Genomic DNA, 17,989 nt, shown 5'->3' with positions numbered 1-17,989 from the left:
CGGTGGGTCAGTAGACGTCGCGGACGTAGCGCTTGTCGGTGGCGAGCTGCTTCACGTAGGCGGTGGCGGCCTCCTCGGTGAGGCGGCCGTGGTGAACGGCGATGTCGTGGAGCGCGCGGTCGACGTCGCGGGCCATCCGGCTGGCGTCGCCGCAGACGTAGAAGTGGGCGCCCGCCTGGAGCCAGGCCCAGAGCTGGGCGCCCTTTTCGCGCATCCGGTCCTGGACGTACACCTTGGCCCGCTGGTCGCGGGAGAACGCCGTGTCGAGGCGGCTCAGGATGCCGTCGGCGCGGAGCTCCTCCAGTTCGGCGGCGTAGTAGAAGTCGGTGCTGCTGCGCTGTTCGCCGAAGAACAGCCAGTTGCCGCCGGGGGCGCCGGTGATCTGCCGCTCCTCGAGGAAGCCGAGGAACGGGGCGACACCGGTGCCCGGGCCCACCATGATCATCGGGGTGTTCGGGTCGGTGGGCGGACGGAAGTGCGGCGCCCGCTGCGCGAAGACCGGGACCTCGGCGCCGGCGGCGGCGTCGGCCAGGTGGGTGGAGCAGACGCCCTTGCGGGACCGGCCACGATGGTTGTCGAAGCGGACGACCGAGACGGTGAGGCTGACCCGGCCGGGATCGGTGAGCGGGGTCGAGCTGATCGAGTAGTGCCGGGGTTGCAGCCTCTTGAGGACTCCGGCCCACTCCTGGGCGCCCGCCTCGACCGGGTGTTCGGCGAGCACGTCGACGGCCTGGCGGCCCCAGGTCCACTTCGCCAGTTCGCCCTTGTTGTCGGGGCGCAGCAGGGTCTTGAGGTGGCCGGCGCCGCCGCGTTCGGCGACGAAGCGGATCAGGTCGTTGGTGACCCGGGTGATGTCCAGGTGCCGGCTGAGGGCCTCGCCGAGCGGCCGCGTGCCGATCCGGTCCAGTTCGACGGGGGCGTCGGCGGAGAGGCCGGTGACGTGGAGCCATTCCTCGACGAGTTCGGGGCAGTTGACCGGCCACACACCGAGCGCGTCCCCGGCCTGGTAGTCGAGCAGTCCCCCGGTGTCGAAGGTGAACCGTCGCACCTCCTTCGCCGACCCGGGCAGGCTGAGCAGCCGGTTGCCGACGAGCGCGGCGGTGAGCGGCGCGGCCTTGGTCGCCACCGGCCCGGCGGCCGGCACGCCCCCCGAGCCGGACACCGAAACCGGGAAGGGGGTCGCGGCCGCGGCCGTCACGGCGATCGTGGCCTGAGCGGTCCGCACGGCCGGCGGCGACCCCGTGGTCAGGGCGGCGAGGACCGACGAGAGCCAGCCGTCGGCGGTCTCCTCGAAGTCGGGTTCGCAGTCGGCACGCGCCGCCAGCCGCACCGCGCCCAGCTCGGCCAGCCGCTCGTCGAGCCGCCGCCCGTGGCCGCAGAAGTCGTCGTAGTTGGAGTCTCCGAAGGCGAGGACCGCGTACCGTTGCCCGTCCAGCCGGGGCGCGCCGTCGCCGGTGAGCGAGTCCCAGAAGGTGGTCCCGTTGTCGGGCGCGTCGCCGTCGCCGAAGGTGCTGGTCACGACGAGCAGGTCGGCTCCGGGGTCGAGCAGGTCGGCGGCGGGCCCGTCCATGCCGAGGACGGTCACCTCCCGCCCGGTTCCGGCGAGGCGGCCGGCGACGGTCCGGGCGAAGTCCTCGGCGTTGCCGGTCTGCGAGGCCCACAGCACCTGGAGGCGGTCCGCCGCCGGCTCGGCGGCGGGATACAGACCCGGCGAGGGTACGGGCGCGAGCACTCCGGCGAGCAGTCCGTTGACCCACATGGCGGTGGCGTGGTCGAACGGCGCACCGGCGGGCAGCACCGCCGGTCCGGGCCGGCTGGAGGCCCCGGCCAGGAAGCCGGCGAGGTAGCGCCGCTGGTCCTCGGTCAGCTCCGGCGGCGCCGTGTCGATGCCGAGCGTCTGCCCGAGCGCCCCGGGCAGTACCGAGCCCACCGCGGCGGCACCGACGAGAGCGGGCGACGGCGCCCCGCCGACCGGCCCGGCCGGCACCGAGGACGAGCCGGGTGCGGACGGTGGGGTGGGGGCGGCGGCGATTCGGGTGAGGGAGACCGCGCACACCTTCAGCTCCGGCTGGAAGGAGATCGGGTCGACGGCGTCGCTGGTGACCGCGTTGACGCTGACGTATTCGCCGAAGAGGTCGTTCCAGTGCATCGGGGCGAAGCAGCTGCCGGGCAGCACCCGGTCTGTGACGACGGCGGGCAGGACGGCCCGGCCGCGCCGGGAGGCGATCTCGACGAGGTCGCCGGCCGCGATCTCGAACCATTCGGCGTCCACCGGGTTGATCTCCAGGAACGGCGCCGGGTTGAGCCGGTTCAACTTGGCGATCTTGCCGGTCTTGGTCATGGTGTGCCACTGGTGCTGGAGGCGGCCGGTGTTGAGCACGAACGGGTAGTCGTCGTCGGGCATCTCGGCCGGGTCGACGTGCGGCCGGGCGTGGAAGACCGCTTTCCCGCCGGGTGTGGCGAACCGCAGGCCACCGTCGGCGGTGCGGTAGCGGATGGGATTACGGGCGGGGCCACCGGGCGCCGCCGGCCACTGGACCGGCCCTTCGCCGAGGCGCGCGTAGGTCACCCCGCTCAGGTCGTACCCGGTCTGTGGGTTCTTGAAGGTCTTGATCTCCTCGAGGATCTCCTCGGCGCTCGCGTAGGTGAAGGCACTCGCGTAACCCATCTCGGCCGCGACGAGGGCGATGATCCGCCAGTCGGGCAGGGCCTCGCCGGGCGCCGGGACGACCGGGTGGACCAGGGTGAGGTTGCGCTCAGAGTTGATCATGATGCCGTCCGCCTCGGACCACATGGCGGCGGGCAGGGCGATGTCGGCGTACGCGTTGGTCTCGGTCTCGGCGAAGGCGTCCTGGGTGATCACCAGCTCGGCGGTCTCCAGGCCGGCGATGACCGTCCGCCGGTTGCCGACCGAGGCGACCGGGTTGGTGCAGACGATCCAGCAGGCCTTGATCCGCCCGGCCGCCATCTGCTCGAACATGTCGACGGTGCCCCGGCCGACCTCGGTACGCAGTGTCCCGGCCGGCACGCCCCACACCTTCTCGGTGAACTCGCGGTCGGCGGGCACCAGCACCGACCGCTGGCCGGGCAGCCCGGGGCCCATGTAGCCCATCTCGCGGCCGCCCATCGCGTTCGGCTGCCCGGTGAGCGAGAACGGGCCACTGCCGGTACGGCAGATCGCGCCGGTAGCCAGATGCAGGTTGACCAGGGCGTTGGTGTTCCAGGTGCCGTGGGTGCTCTGGTTGAGGCCCATGGTCCAGAGGCTGACCCAGTTCCCGGCCGCGCCGATCCACTCGGCGGCGGTCCGGATGTCGGCCTCCGGGATGCCGGTCAGCTCGGCGACCCGGTCCGGGGTGTAGTCGGCCAGGAACTCCGGCATCGCCGCCCAGCCCTCGGTGTTCGCCGCGATGAAATCGGCGTCGATGTGCCCGTTCTCCAGCAGCAGATGCAGCAGGCCGTTGAGCAGCGCGAGGTCGGCGCCGGGCCGGATCTGGAGGAAGAGGCCGGCCTTCTCGGCGGTGGTGGTGCGCCGCGGGTCGACGACGATCAGCTTCGCGCCGGCCTTGACCCGCTCCATCATCCGCAGGAAGAGGATCGGGTGGCAGTCGGCCATGTTCGACCCGATCACCAGGAAGACGTCGGCGTGGTCGAGGTCGTCGTAGGACCCGGGCGGCCCGTCCGCGCCCAGCGACAGCTTGTAGCCGGTGCCCGCGCTGGCCATGCACAGCCGCGAGTTGGATTCGATGTTGTTGGTGCCGATGTAGCCCTTGACCAGCTTGTTCGCCAGGTATTGGGCTTCCAGGGTCATCTGGCCGGAGACGTACATGGCGAAGGCGTCCGGCCCGTGCTCGTCGATGATCGCGCGCAGCCGGCGGGCGGTCTCGCTGATCGCGGCGCCGGCGCCCACCGGCGCGGGCGCGGCGCCCCGGTCGGCGCGGATCAGCGCGGTGTCCAGCCGGCCGCCCGCGGCGAGCAGGTCGGCGCTGGTCGAACCCTTGGTGCACAGCCGGCCCGCGTTGGCCGGGTGGTCCCGGTCCCCGCTCGCCTTGATCACCCGCAACGGACCGTCATCCTGGCGCGCGACGTCGAGCACCATCCCACAACCGACGCCGCAATACCCGCACACGGTTCGTACCTTGGTGACATCGGCAGCCACAGAGGCACCCCTTTCGGTTCGCCCCAAAAGTAGAAACCCCCGGTTTCCACCTGGTCACTTGAAAGCGCATCCAGCATTACCCGCACGTCACAGTCGTCCGGGAAGCGGTTGTGAGTGGCCGCCGCCACAGAAGCGGACGAGCCGCACCACCGGGCTTTCGGCCCAGGGGTACGGCTCGTTCGTCGTACGGGTGGTGTCAGCTCTTCTCGGCGGAAGCGGTCGCCTCCGCCTCGTCGCCGGCCTCGTCGCCCGACTTGGCGGCGTGCCGCGGCGCGCCGGACCACTGGGCCGGGACGCCGTTGGCGGCGGCCGTCTTCGAGCCACGGAGCATCAGCACCGCGCCGAGCACGGCCAGGATGAGGCCGAGCACGCCCAGGCCGATCGGGCCCCAGACGCCCACCAGGCTGAGCTTGGACTGGTTCGCCTTGGCGGTGTCCGCGGACTTGGTGACGGTGGCGTCGGAGTAGACGAAGGTCGCGTCCAGCAGCACCTTGGAGCTGCCGTCGTTGCCGAGCAGCGTCTTCTTCTGCTGCTCCTGGACCTTGATGTACGCGCCGGTGACCGGGTCGACCCACACGGTACGGACGTTGCCGTACTGCACGGAGCCGGAGGTGGCGGTCGGCAGCAGCTGGCCGAGCAGCAGCTTGACGCGGTCCTCCGGGAGAACCTGGGTCTCGTTCTCCAGCGTCTGGGTGAACTGGTAGGTCTCGACGCCCTGGATCTCTTCGGTCTTGATGAACTTGGCCGGCTTCGCGGTCAGGATGTCCCGGTCGAAGATGTCGTACGTCTTCTGCTCGGTCCCGAACGGGAACTTGTAGATCTGGCCCTTGTAGTCGACAGCCTCACGCTGACCGCCGGTGTCCAGCCACTGGCCGTCCCACTTCACGGCCGCACCGGTCTTGCGGTCCACGGCGAGAGAGGTGCTGTACGCGCTGACCAGCTCACCCTCGGTGTTCTCGACCTGCTGGCCGGCGACCCACACCAGGGCGGTGCCGTCCAGGTCGCCGGTGAGCTTGGCGGTCTCGTCCGAGTCGGTCTGAACGGTGACGGTGGAACGCAGGTCGCCGGTCTCGATGGTGGCCTTGCCGTCAGCGATCTGCAGGTACGTCGCGTTCGGCGCCTCGGCGATCGACTGGGTCATCTCCATGTCGTACGGGAGCTGCTTGACGGTCGGTGCCACGACGAAGGCGAGGCCGCCGGCGAACACCAACGCCAAGACGCCGAAACCGAACAGCACGGTGCCGATGACGCGGGACTTCATATGTCCTCCACGAGGTGGAAACGGAATGCGGCAGGAATGATGTATGCCGAGCTTGCAGGAGGTTACTAGAGAGTCACATCAGGAAGCGAGACCCCTGCCACATCTTCCTGAACGGTTGTTGAAACGGACTCACCCTCGCGCCGCAGCACGACGGTGAAATTCCATGTGAGGAACTCCCGCAGCACCGGCACCGAGGCGACCCACTGGGCCCACCAGGGGTGATACCTCGGGATCACATCGACCACCGTGACGGCTCCGGCACGGCGGGCGGCCCGGGTCCAGCGCATCATCCGTGCGGCGCTGACCGGGAAAAGCGTCTCCATGAACCGGTTCTTCGGCTCGTGACCGTGCACCCGCAGGTAGCGGCGCCGGGCCCGGTCGCCGCCGAACCAGTGCCGGAACGGTCCGGTCTCGTGACCGCCGTGCGGAGACCACCACGGCGTGAAGGACACGAAGACGGTGCCGCCCGGCCGGGTCACCCGGACCATCTCGTCGAGCATCGCCTCCGGTTCGTCCACGTGCTCCAGCACGTTCGACGAGTAGCAGACGTCCAGGGAGCCGGTACGGATCGGCAGGGCGGTGCCGCTGCCGCGGACCATCCCGCTCACCTTGGCGCCGGCCGCCGCGAAGTCGCCGACCGCCGGGTCGAGGCCGAAGTAGGCCGCCCCGGCCCGCTCGAACTCGGCGTTGAAGTAGCCGGGGCCACCGCCGACGTCCAGCACCGTGGCGCCGTTCAGGTCGGCGTAGGCGCCGAGCTGGCGTACCGAGTCCTCGGCCAGCAGCGAGTAGAAGCGGTCCGGGTCGGACTGTTCGACCAGGAACGTCCGGAACAGGCGGACCGACCGGCCGAGCGTCGCCCGGTGCGGGTCGGTTTCCATGTCGTGCACTGAGATCTCCTGTTCCCGGTGTCCGGCCGACGGCGCGGCCGACGCCGCCACCGCGCAGACCGCCGCCAGCATCGCCAACTGCACGCCGAGGTCGTACGCCCACTCCTGCCCGTGCCCGAGCAGACGCCCGGAGACCGCCACCCCGATGGCCGTGGCGACGCTCGCGAAAGCGAGCCCGGGCAGCACCCCGGGCCGTAGTTGCCGCACGATGAGCGCCACCAGCAGCAGCGTCGCTCCGGCCACGCCACCGAGCAGGACGACCAGCGCCATCAGCGGCACGAGCATCCACCAGCCCCCACCGGGGACGGCGGTGAACACCCGGGCCTGCGGACGGGCGACCGCAACGGCACGCCGGCGCACCGGTATCAGCGCGAGCAGCACGACCAGCAGGACGCAGCCGGCTCCGGCCGCGAGACCGGTACGGTACGGCTCGTCCGGGGTGAACCGCAAGATCACGGTGCCGCCGGATCCCTCCGGGAGCACGAACGCCTGCTGCCAGCCGTCGACCCGGACCGGGCGCAGCGTCTCGCCGTTCAGCACGGCGGTCCAGCCGGCGTTGTGGTTCTCGGTCACCACCAGCAGCGACGCCGCGCCGGCCGCGACCGTGAGGGTGCGCCGGGTGGGCTGCCATGACTCGACGGTCACGGCTCGTGGGGTGACCGCCGGAACGGCGATCGTGGTCCCGTCCGGCACCAGCGTCGCCGAGTCGATCACGAAGGCCGCCGACGGCGTGGTACGCAGGTGCTGGTCGCCCTTGGTGAGCTGGACCGACTCGGTGGCGAAGTCGTCGCAGACCGCCACGCTCATCGGGCGGCCGGCACGGACGTCGCCGAGCGTGCCGGACACCGCGGTCGGGTAGCCGCGGCCGCCGATCTCCACGGCCGGGCCGGTGCCGCACCCGGCGGCCAGCGGTGTCCGGTCGGTGGCCGCGGTGAACAGCCCGGCCAGCGCGGGCACCTCGATCTCGGCGATCCCGGCGGGCGCCGCCCAGCCCTGGCCGCGCGGGTCGGCGATCACCTTGCGCGTGCCGGTGACCACGACCTCGACCCGGTTCGTGGTGACCGGCGGGAACCTGACCAGGCCGTCGGTGCCGACCTCGGCGGCCGTCTCCTTGCCGCCCGCCCGGATCAGCACCTGGGTGGGCACTGCGGCGGCCGGCGCCTCGGGAACGACCAGCCGGATCCGGTCCAGGCGGCGCGCTCCGGTCCAGGACAGGGACAACGCCGGGTTCTCGTCGGTCGGCTCGGCCAGCCAGGCGGTGGCCGGGTCGCCGTCGATCGCGGCGTGCGCGCCGGCCGTGACGTCGCCGGTCAGCACCGTCGACGCGGTGGCGGTGACCGGCAGGGCCAGCGGGACGTTCGCTCCCGGCCGCACCACGGCGGTCATCCGCAGGTCGTAGGCGGCGTCCACCGGCGTGGTGAAGTACCGGTCGATGCCGAGCGGCTCCTCACCCTGCCGGGCCAGGAACTGGTCGCAGTGGATCGCGCCGCCCGCCTCGGTGGACGCCGGGAAGCAGGCGCCGCGCTGCTGGATCGCGCGTTCGAAGGAGTAGGCCGGCGGGACGGCCGACACGATGTCGGCGGGCGTCTGCAGGCCCCGCTCCGCGGCCAGCCCGGGGATGCCCAGCTCACGCAGGGCGACGCCGCCCTCGTAGCCCTGGCGCAGGGCGAGCACGGTGACGCGTACGCCGGTGGTGAGGCCGGGCAGCGTGGAGAGGGTGTGCGGGCCCGGGGTGGCCGGCACCGGCCGGTCCACGATGCCCTGGTCGGTGGTGAGCCGGACCAGCGCGACCGGGGCCGAGATCCGCAGGTCGTCGGAGAAGTCGACGGTGACGGCGGTGACCCGTTTCGCGGTGCCCAGCTCGACGTCGATCCACTGTCCGGCGCCCGGCTGGTACGGGTCGGACCGCCACACCGTCGCCGCGTTCCCGTCGAGGGCCGCGAACGGCAGCCCGGACGGGTCGGTGGCGCCGATCGAGTCGGCGAAGCTCGCGCTGCTGGACGCCTGGACCGAACGGATCCCCTGGTAGGCGGCGACCGTCTGATGGCCCTTCGCGGCGAACGGCACGAAGTCGCTGCGGACCCGGCCCTGCCGGGTCTTCTCGTCCTCGGTGAGGGTCTGGCTGACGTTGTCGCGCATCCGGCCGATGTTCAGCTCACGGCGGCGCAGCCCGTCGGTGACGATCGGGCGGGCCTTCGACTCGCCCTCGGCCAGGCCCAGGTCGCCGTCCGCCTCGCCGGCCAGCACGGTCGGCTGGGCGCCGTCGATCAGGCCCTGTTCCAGGATGCCGAGCAGCGACTCGGGGCCGCCGCTGACCACCGGCACGTCGGTGATCGCGGTGGCGGACACCTGCGAGACGGTCCGGTCCACCTCGAAGATCTCGATGGCCGGCACCGACACCCCGGTGTCGACCGGGCTGGGGCTCGCGCCGCCCGCGCCCACCAGCGGGCCGAAGTGGGCGACCGGCTTCAGGCCGGCCGACCCGGCCAGCGCGCGGCGGATCACCGCGATCGGCGGGGCGCCCGCGGCGGACCGGTCCAGGTCGTGCCGGACGAGCAGGTAGCGGTAGCCGGAGCGGGCCAGGAAGGGGGCCAGCGCCGCCGAGCCGCGGCCCTGTTCGAGGACCTGCTCGACGACGTCCATCACCCGGATGTTGCCCTCCGAGCCGAGCGGGATCTGGTGCCGGGTCGACCAGGGCGCCCCGGCCAGCGGCTGGATCGGCTCGTCGACGGTCCGGCCCCAGGTGTGCTGGGCGAAGCCGGAACCCGGCAGGAGCAGGGTGCGGGCCTGGTCGTCCTGGTCGCTGAGCCAGGTGGTGGCGTTGCGCCAGTACGACGGGATCTCCGACCAGCCCGGCCCGGGGCGCAGCAGCAGCGTCCAGGCGGGCAGCGCGGCGACGGCCAGGAGCACGGCGACGACCGGGGCGGCCGGCATCCGCAGCCGCCAGGACTTCCGCAGCCGCAGGGCCTGGCTCGCGGCGTACGCCAGCCCGAGCGCCAGTGGCAGCCGCAGGTTGGGCTCGAACTTGTGCACGTTGCGCAGCGGGGCGAGCGGGCCGTCCAGCAGCTCACGCATCATCGGCGCGAGCGGGCTGTCCAGGGTGCCGACGTAGCCCATGGTGAGCAGGGTGAGGCCGGTCAGCGCGCCGAGCACCAGGAACCGCCGCTCGGGCAGCCCGCGCAGCGCCAGGCCGGTCAGGGCGACCGCCGCGACCAGCGCGGTGACGGCCATCAGCACCGGGTTGTCGACGAGCGTCCAGCCGGCCGGCCACCACGGCTCGCCCTGGACGATGTAGCCGCTCCACTGGTTGGTGCCGCGGGTCGCCTGGAACAGCGAGGTGATCGCGGTGGTGGTGGCGGACGACTCGATGTAGTCCAGGAACGGCAGGCTGTACTGGCCGAACAGCAGCAGCGGGATGATCCACCACAGGGTGGCGCCCAGCACCGCCACGCTCCACCAGGCGATCAGCTTGAGCAGGCGCCGGTCCCAGCGCCGGGTGATCAGGTAGAGGCCGGGCAGCACCAGGGCCATCACCACGGCGGCCGCGTTGATGCCGCCCATGCAGAGGACGGCCAGGCCGGAGAGCGCGGCGGCCCGGCGGGGCGACCCGATCCGGCCCACCCGCACCAGCGGCAGCAGCACCCAGGGCACCATGACCACGGGCAGCATCTCGGAGGAGAGCGGGCCGATCTCGGTGAGCATCCGGGGCGCCAGCGCGTAGGCCAGGGCGCCCAGCACCCGGCCGGTGTCGGAGCCGATGCGCATGGCCCGGGCCAGCAGCAGGGTGCCGAGGTAGGCGGCGCAGAGCAGCAGGGCGCACCAGAGCCGCTGGGTGAGCCACGGCGGCAGGCCCAGCAGGTCGCCGGCCGCGAAGAACGGGCCCATCGGGAACAGGTAGCCGTACGCCTGCTGCTGGAGCTCACCGGAGGTGGCCCACGGGTTCCACAGGTGCAGGGCGCGGGACATGAAGCCGATCGGGTTCTCGGCCAGGTCCAGCTTGGTGTCGAAGGTGGTCCGGCCCGGCCGCTGCAGGAACGACAGCGCGATGAGCAGCAGGGCGCCGCCGATCGCCAGCAGGTGGCGGCGGGGACCGATCGTCGGTGGGGTGGGCACGGGGGTGCTCCGCTCCCGGAGGGCGGTGGTCATCGGCGGCACTCCGGGGGCAGGCAGCTGAATTCGGCGAGCGCAGTGTAGAAGATCTGCCGGATTCCGGAAGGTTTGTCGGTGAGGGCGACCTGCCCGCCGGTGGCCGTCGCGATCTGGTTCAGCTCACTCTTGTCGATCTCCGGGCCGACGCCGATGAACAGGATCGGCAGCGGTCGCTTCCGGTCCACCAGTTCGCCCAGCTCACGGAGTAGTTCCGCGCGCTTGACGCCGCTGGCGTTGTCGTCGCGGCCGTCGGTCAGGATCAGCACCATGTTGATCCGGCCGGCCGTCCAGTTGCGGGTGGCGTCGCGGTAGGCGGCCAGGGCGGTGTCGTACAGGCCGGTGTGACCGCCCTCCTCGACCTCCATCTTGCCGACCTTGCGGATGATCTCGTCGCGGCGCGGCCCGATCGGGCCGACCGGCACCAGCTCGCGGTAGTCGCGCTTGCCGTCCAGGTCGGTGGAGAACTCCCAGACGCCCAGCTCGGTGGTGGGCAGCAGCAGCTGCACGCCGTCCTGGGCGGCCTTCACGGTGGCCTGCATCCGGGTCTCGGTGGAGCCGGGGACCACCTCGGCCATCGAGCCGGAGATGTCGAAGACGGCCAGCATGCGGGCGCTGATGTGCACCCCGCCCCAGGTGTTGAGCAGGGTCTCGGCGTCGTTCTCGGCGGGCAGCGCGGCCGGCGGGTAGGCGGCCGAGCGGACCTTGGTGGCGGCCGGGATGCCCTCCGGGGCGGTGCCGTCCGGGGTGCGCAGGCCGTGCCCGGTGACGGCGGCGGCGCCGTCCGCGGCGAGCAGGCCGCGCAGCAGGGCGGTGGCCGACTCGCGGGCCTGCTCGGCGGAGGTGAGCACGGCGTACGGGTAGTCCGGGCCGGGCACCGCGGCGGCCGGGTAGACGGCCACCTGCCGTTTGCCGCCCGCGTCCGCGAACAGCACCTGCTGTTCCGTGCTGATCACCGCGGTCTCCTTCGCCCCCGGCCCGACCGGGTCGGGGGCTGCCTCACCGGCGGTCGACACGGTGTAGCGCGCCAGCCGCCGCATGATCGCGACCGTGGTGGGTGCGTGGTTCTTGGCGACGGCCTTGACGCCGACCAGGGCGCCGAAGCCGAGCGGGCTGGTCGCCGGGTCGGGCAGCGCCACCGGGACCGGCAGCCGCGCGGCGCCGACCAGGCGCTGCCAGGCCAGGCCGCCCTTGCGCTTCTGGAGCCGGGTCGCGGTCTTCTGGTCGAGGGACAGCACCACCGGGGTGGTGGCGACCGACACCCCCTCGGCGGGGACCTGGAAGGCGCCGACCGCACGGGCCCGGCGCAGCCAGAGGGTCGACTCGGGCACCCAGACGTCGGGCGCCGCGGCCATGGCCGCGGCGGCGGCGCTCGCGGAGGCCGACGGCGAGGCGGCGAGCGGGTCCACGATGTCCGGAGCGGTCCGGGCGACGGCCCGCAGCACCTCGGCCGACTCGCGTTCCTCGACCACCAGGTCCAGGCAGCGGTCGCGGGCGGAGAGCCGCGCCGCGATCTGGCGAACCGGCGGCGCGATGCTCGGCGCCGCCGCGACCCGTAGCGAGGTCCGCTCGGCGCAGTCCGGATCGCTTCTGGTTCGATCGATATATGTAAATCCGGACCACCCGGCCAGAACCGCGATCAACGTGATGCTCAGCATCATGACCGGCCAGAACTCCGGTCGCGCGCGGAGGCTTCCCTCGCTCACGCGCCTCCTCCCGTTGTGGTGCGACCGTTGCGGTGGCTCCCTGAGCTGCCCTACTGTGACGCGACCGCGAATCGTACTCGCTAGTAGGGGTGGCAGAGTAGACCATGACGGAGCTCAGCGGCGGTCACGTCCTGTTCCTCAACTGGCGTGACACCAAGCACCCCGAGGGGGGCGGCTCGGAGCTGTTCCTCGACCGGGTGGCCGCGGAATTCGTCCGCCGCGGCTACCTGGTGACACTGCTCTGCCAGGCGCACGGCAACGCTCCGGCGGAGGAGACTACTCCAGACGGGGTGCGGATAATCCGCCGAGGTGGACGACACACTGTCTACCTGCTCGCCGCGATCACCTACCTGATCGGCCTGCTCGGCATCGGCCCATTGGCCCGCCGCCGGCTCGGCCGACCGGATCTGATCATCGACGTGGGCAACGGCATCCCGTTCCTCAGCCGGCTGTACGCCCGGGTCCCGGTGATCGCCCTGGTCCACCACGTGCACCGGGAGCAGTGGCCGGTCGTCTTCGGCCCGCGGCTGGCCCGCGTCGGCTGGTGGATCGAGTCCGTACTGGCCGTCCGGGTCTACCGCGACTGCCAGTACGTGACGGTCTCCGAGTCGACCCGCGAGGAGCTCGTCGGCCTGGGCGTCGACCGGCACCGGATCGCGGTCGTGCACAACGGCACCCCGGAGGTCACCGAGCCGCCGGCTCCGCGTACCCCGCATCCGAGCCTCATGGTGCTGGGCCGCCTGGTGCCGCACAAGCGGGTCGAGTTCGCCCTGCGGGCGACCGCCCTGCTGGCCCTGGAGCTGCCGGAGGTGGAGTTGGTGGTGGCCGGGCAGGGCTGGTGGGACGAGCCGCTGGTGCAGCTCACCGAGGACCTGGGCATCGAGAAGCGGGTGCGGTTCACCGGCTTCGTCTCCGAACAGGAGAAGCACGAGCTGCTCTGCGGCTCCTGGCTGCTGCTGGCGCCCTCGCTCAAGGAGGGCTGGGGCCTGACGATCGTCGAGGCCGGCGTCCGGGGCACGCCGTCGGTGGCGTTCCGCTCGGCGGGCGGGGTCGCCGACGCCATGGTGGACGGGGAGACCGGCGTGCTCGTGGAGAACGAGTACGACTTCTTCCTCCAGGTCCGGGCGCTGCTGCTGGACGCCGTGCGGCGCGGCGGGATGGGCGTCGCCGCGGCCGCGCACGCCAGCCAGTTCACCTGGGAGAAGGCGGGCGAGACCTTCGGCGGGGTGGTGGCCCGGCAGCTGTCCGGTGAGGAGCCCGCCCCGGCGGATCAGCGCGTCGCCTGACCCACCCCCGCACACGAGAAAGCCGGCCGGTTCCCGAGGGAACCGGCCGGCTTTCTGTTTGTCGTTCAGCGAACGCCGTAGACCGCCTCACCCTGCTTCGGGTCGGTCTTGCTAACGCTGGCGACGGTGTCGGCCGACGGGTTCGCGGCACCGACAGCCGCGACGACGCCGACGATGCCGAGGATGCCCCCGGCAAACGTCGCGATGACGAACGTGGCCAGTTTGGCCATGATCTTTCCTCCCCGGAGTCGTGGGTGCGCGGACCGTATCACGATCTACTGCCCAGTAGCACTAGGGAGAGCGGTTGATCGGCTTCTCCGTCGCAGTAGAACAATCGCGCCGACCAGCACCATCGCGGCCAGCAGGTGGGCGGCCAGGGCCGCGGCCCGCCGGCCCGGATCGGCCGACCGGACAACGGCAGGAGTCGATGGGTTCTCCCAGAGTTGAAGATACCGGCCGTCGTACACCAGCCGGAGTCCGGAGAGCACCCTCGCGTCCGGTTCACCGCTCCCCCGCCGGACCAGGACCCAGTGGGTGCCGATCTCGGCGGCCGGGCGGCCGGCGGCCAGGATCGCGGCGGCCGCGGTGGCCCGAGGGCTCTCCCCGTCGACCAGGACCGGGCCGACCCGCAGCGCGTCGTTGATCAGCACCGGCACGTCCAGGTAGCGGGGCGCCGGGTCGCGCACCACGACACCGTCGGTCCAGGGGTACCGCTGGTAGCCCTCGAACGGCAGCGACAGCACCTCGCCGGGGGCGGCCTCCACCCGGGCCCGCACGGCCGCCCAGTCGGCCGGGTAGCGCACCGGCCGCAGCGCACCGCCGACGCCCCAGGCCAGGTCGGGCAGGGCCACCAGGGGCAGCAGCAGGGCGGCGGCCAGCAGGATCCGGCCGGCGGTGGGCTCGAAGCGGGCCGCCAGGCGGTCCGCGAGCCGTTCCACGCCGAGGGCGAAGCACAGGGCCAGCGCCAGGGCGTACGGGATCAGGAACTTCTGGCCGTCGCGCAGCAGCCCAGCGCCGGGCACGTGCACGACCAGCCACTCCAGCAGGGTGACGCCCGGGCCCACCACTCCGGCCACGGCCAGCAGGAACCCACCGGCGGCCAGGATCAGCAGCCGCCCGGCGACGTCCGGCAGCCGGCGGCGCAGCTCGCCCACCCCGGCCGCGGCGGCGATCAGGATCAGCAGGGTGACCAGCGGGGCCAGCACGGTCGTCCGGCTGGCCGGGACGGTCTGGCCGTTCCAGATGCCGCCGGTGCCGAGCAGGGCCACCACCGGGCCGGCCCAGTTCTCCGCGCGGGCCGCGAACTGCGCGACACCCTCCGGGTCACTGACCCCGCCGGCCGCGCTGACCAGGGAGGACACCAGCCAGGGCGCGTTCAGGGCGGCCACCGCGGCCAGGGCGGCCATCGTGCGACGGCTCCGCAGCGGAAGCAGCACCGCCACGGTGACCAGCGCGATCAGGCCGCCGGTCGGGGTCACCGCGGCGGGCGCGGCCGCGAGCACCAGCCGGGGCAGCGCGTTCGGGCGCCCGGCGCGCACGTCGCGCGCCGTCTTCACCAGCCAGGGCATCATCGCGTACGCGAGAAGCAGCGCCCACTGGCCCAGGAGCAGCCGTTCGGCCAGGAACGGCGTCCAGGCGTACCCGATGGCGGCCACCACCCGGGGCAGGGTCCGTTCGGAGGGCAGCAACCGGGCGGCGCCGAGCGCGGCCAGGTAGACCACCGCGACCAGCGCGACCCGCTGCAACAGCCAGCCGGGCACGGCCAGGTTGGCCAGCGCCACCACGGCGTCCAGCGGGACGGCCCGGGGCAGGGCGTCGGCCGGGGCGATCATCTCCCAGCTCAGCGCCTGCCGCGGGACGAACACCATGTCGTAGCGCAGCGCGTACCCGGGCATGGCCAGCGGCGCGAGGACCACCGCGGTGACCGCCGCCGCGACCGCGTGCGGGACGAGGCGGGGCCGCACGCTCATCCCACCGGCTGCGGCACCAGCGCGCCGATGTCGATCTCGTCGGTGCACAGGTTGGCCGCCGGATCGTCGACCTTCAGCTCGGCCTCGTCACCCTCGACCAGCATCAGCAGGAACATCGCGTTGAGGCCGCGGTGGATGTCGAACGAGCGCGGCACGTGCCGGCCCACCTGGATGCTGGCGCTGGTGTCCCGGTCGCTGAGGTAGCTGATCCGCACCACCTGCCAGTAGTCCTGCACCGAGCCGTCCAGCTCGATCGTGACCGGCTTGCCACCGGTGGCCCGGTAGCCGCAGCCGGCGACCGGGCCGGGCTTCGCGGAGACCCCGTCGACCCAGGCCGGGCGGACGTGCCCGGCGTCGTCGAAGATCGACAGCCTGCGGGCCTCGGTGACGAAGATCGGCGGCTTCTCCAGCGGGCCGAAGAATTTCGACTGCATGTTCCACGGATACGACATGCTCGGCACCACCGCCTCCGGAACCGGCTGATCCATGAAGACCGTGCCGGCCTCGGCGAGGGCCAGGTCGGCCTCGGCGGTGCTCAGGTAGTCGCGGCCGATCTTGTGCCGCCACTCGGCGTCGAAGCCGACGCCGCTGTAGACGCTGCTGGCGATCAGCACGACCAGGGCCACGAACCACAGCTGGCCGGATTTCCGGTCCGGCGGCTGCGGGGTGTCGTCGACGGCCCGCAGGCCGCACACCGCGACGCCGACGCAGAGGGCGGCCAGCGGCAGGACGTCACCGAGGTAGCGGGGCACCAGACCGGCCACGCCGCTGAGCGCCGAACCGAGCCGGGTGGCCGCGATCAGGCCACCGGCCAGGGCGGTGAAGACCACGAGCAGGCTCCACGCCCGGACCGCGACCCACCGGCGCCACCAGACGGTGCCGACCACCAGGACCGCGGTCAGTGCCCAGGACACCCAGACGGCGGCCGGTTGCGGGGCGACCACCGGCGTGCCGTCGCCGGCGCCCAGCCACGTCCACGGGCCGCCGAACAGGGCCGGGGACAGCGACTCGCCGAAGTACTGGGCGAAGAAGGCGCCCACCTCGGCCGGCGACGACGGGCGGCGCAGCGTCGAGCCGGAGGTCGACATGCCCAGGTAGGCGGCGAGGTAGACGAGGGCGACCGCGGTCAGCACGGCCCACGACTTCCACCAGCGGCGGATCGTGGTGAACACGGCGCGCAGCGGGCCGCCCGGCGCGTACAGGAACAGGGTCACCAGGAAGACCATCGGGATGGCGAACAGCGCCTTCTCGAAGAAGAACATCCCGAACAGCACGGCGGCGCCGAGCGCCACGAGGTGCCGGTTCGCGCCGGTGCGCACGTAGCGGACCTGGGCGCCGATCGCCAGGATCATGGCCAGCTGCATGGGCAGCAGGTTGACCCCGACCGCCCACCAGGCGGTGACCTCGAGGGTCAGCGGGTTGAAGAGGAAGAGCGTCAACGGTACGAGCAGCGCCCACCCGGCCGGCAGCATGAGCCGCAGCAGACGGTAGAAGGTGATGCCGACCGCCAGCTGGCCGATCATCATCAGGGCGGCGTACGGCCAGTACTCGTACCCGGTCATCCGCTCGGCGATCCACACGATGAGCCGGCCGCCCGGCATCAGGTGGTTGTTGTAGAGCGAGAGCAGGTGGCCCGGGGTGAGCCCGGACGCGTCGGCCTGCGACAGGATCGGGAAGTCGTCGATCGTCAGGTAACCGCGCCGGGTGATCAGCGCCCGCCACGCCACGCTCGCGGCGATCAGCACCGCGGCGACGGCGTGGACCGGATCGATCCGCCAGGCCCGGGTCGCGGGCACGGCGGCCGCGGTCACTCCGGCTCCGGGCGGAAGAGCAGCATGTTGACGTACCGCGGCTCGGGCCGGATGACCCGCCGCACGAAGCTCTGGTCGATCCGGGCGAGCGCACCCTTCTGATGGGTGAGCAGGTCGAAGCTCTCCAGCGGCAGCCACTCGCGGCCGGGCATCACGAAGGCCCGGTAGCCCCAGCCGGCGAGCAGGTCGAGCACCGGCTGGATCGGCTGGATCCGCTCCTCCAGCTCGACGATCAGCAACGGCCGGTCCCGCTTGATCGTCTGCTCGGCGCCGAGCAGGGCCGGCATCTCGTGGCCCTCGACGTCCAGCTTCATGAACCCGACACCGGTCAGCTCGAGCGAGTCGATGGTGATCCGCTGGACCGTCGCGGTCGGGCCGTCGCCGTGCTCGACCGACGAGGTTCCCGCCCCGGGACCGCCGGTCGGCAGGAACAATTGGGCCGTGCCGGGATGGTCCGACGCGACCGCCTCGATCACCCGAACGTCCGGGAAGGCGCCGGCCACATGGCGGGCGAGCTCCGGCACAGGTTCGACGGAGACCACCTGGTCGGCGATCCTGCGCAGCCCGCGGGTCCACGGGCCGTACCAGGCCCCGACGTCGACCGCGGTGGCGCAGTGCGGCGCGTAGGAGGCCAGCCGGGCGAGTTCCGGCTCGACCCGCGGATAGGCGGTGCGCACCGCGGCCGCGACGGCGCGGGCGGGGAGCAGCGCGGCGATCCGCGAGCTCAGTGTGGTGGTCGGCGTGCCTGCCATGGTGACGAACGATA

At 72.5% G+C, this 17,989-nt stretch carries 9 protein-coding genes; 1 reads left to right on the top strand and 8 read right to left on the bottom strand.

All coding sequences use genetic code 11. The annotated features are described in order from the left end of the window. Positions 1 to 7: 7 nt before the first annotated feature. From BJ964_RS19830 to BJ964_RS19815, 4 genes are all read right to left on the bottom strand, one after another. Entirely contained in the window at positions 8 to 4,156 is a 4,149-nt protein-coding gene (locus BJ964_RS19830) for a molybdopterin-dependent oxidoreductase (protein WP_188122049.1), read from the bottom strand. Between the two features lie 196 nt (positions 4,157 to 4,352). After that, on the bottom strand, positions 4,353 to 5,417 hold the full coding sequence (locus BJ964_RS19825) for a DUF3068 domain-containing protein (protein WP_188122048.1): 1,065 nt from the start codon (positions 5,415 to 5,417) through the stop codon (positions 4,353 to 4,355). A gap of 65 nt (positions 5,418 to 5,482) precedes the next feature. After that, a complete protein-coding gene (locus BJ964_RS19820) occupies positions 5,483 to 10,450 on the bottom strand; it encodes an alpha-(1->3)-arabinofuranosyltransferase domain-containing protein (protein WP_188122047.1) in 4,968 nt (1,655 codons plus the stop codon). Next, positions 10,447 to 12,156, bottom strand: coding sequence for a substrate-binding domain-containing protein (locus BJ964_RS19815; RefSeq protein ID WP_188122046.1), 1,710 nt, complete (start codon positions 12,154 to 12,156; stop codon positions 10,447 to 10,449). The genes BJ964_RS19820 and BJ964_RS19815 overlap by 4 nt, the downstream gene beginning before the upstream one ends. A gap of 104 nt (positions 12,157 to 12,260) precedes the next feature. Between BJ964_RS19815 and BJ964_RS19810 the strand changes: the two genes are divergently transcribed. After that, positions 12,261 to 13,442: a glycosyltransferase family 4 protein gene (locus tag BJ964_RS19810; protein WP_188122045.1), complete on the top strand. Its 1,182-nt coding sequence runs from the start codon at positions 12,261 to 12,263 to the stop codon at positions 13,440 to 13,442. A gap of 65 nt (positions 13,443 to 13,507) precedes the next feature. On the opposite strand, the gene BJ964_RS19805 is transcribed toward BJ964_RS19810, so the two are convergent. From BJ964_RS19805 to BJ964_RS19790, 4 genes are read right to left on the bottom strand one after another with little or no spacing between them, the layout of a single operon-like run. Beyond that, positions 13,508 to 13,672 carry a hypothetical protein gene (locus BJ964_RS19805; RefSeq protein ID WP_188122044.1) on the bottom strand — a complete coding sequence of 55 codons (165 nt, stop codon included), beginning with the start codon at positions 13,670 to 13,672 and terminating at the stop codon, positions 13,508 to 13,510. Between the two features lie 45 nt (positions 13,673 to 13,717). Beyond that, on the bottom strand, positions 13,718 to 15,412 hold the full coding sequence (locus tag BJ964_RS19800; RefSeq protein WP_188122043.1) for a hypothetical protein: 1,695 nt from the start codon (positions 15,410 to 15,412) through the stop codon (positions 13,718 to 13,720). Beyond that, positions 15,409 to 17,223, bottom strand: coding sequence for a hypothetical protein (locus tag BJ964_RS19795; RefSeq protein WP_188122042.1), 1,815 nt, complete (start codon positions 17,221 to 17,223; stop codon positions 15,409 to 15,411). Before BJ964_RS19795 ends, BJ964_RS19800 begins: the two co-directional genes overlap by 4 nt. After that, complete coding sequence (locus tag BJ964_RS19790) at positions 17,220 to 17,975, bottom strand: FkbM family methyltransferase (RefSeq protein ID WP_188122041.1); 756 nt, start codon at positions 17,973 to 17,975, stop codon at positions 17,220 to 17,222. Before BJ964_RS19790 ends, BJ964_RS19795 begins: the two co-directional genes overlap by 4 nt. Positions 17,976 to 17,989 lie beyond the last annotated feature (14 nt).

Origin of the sequence: Actinoplanes lobatus (assembly GCF_014205215.1) — a bacterium.
Lineage (GTDB): Bacteria > Actinomycetota > Actinomycetes > Mycobacteriales > Micromonosporaceae > Actinoplanes > Actinoplanes lobatus.
This window is presented reverse-complemented; position numbering and strand designations above follow the sequence as displayed.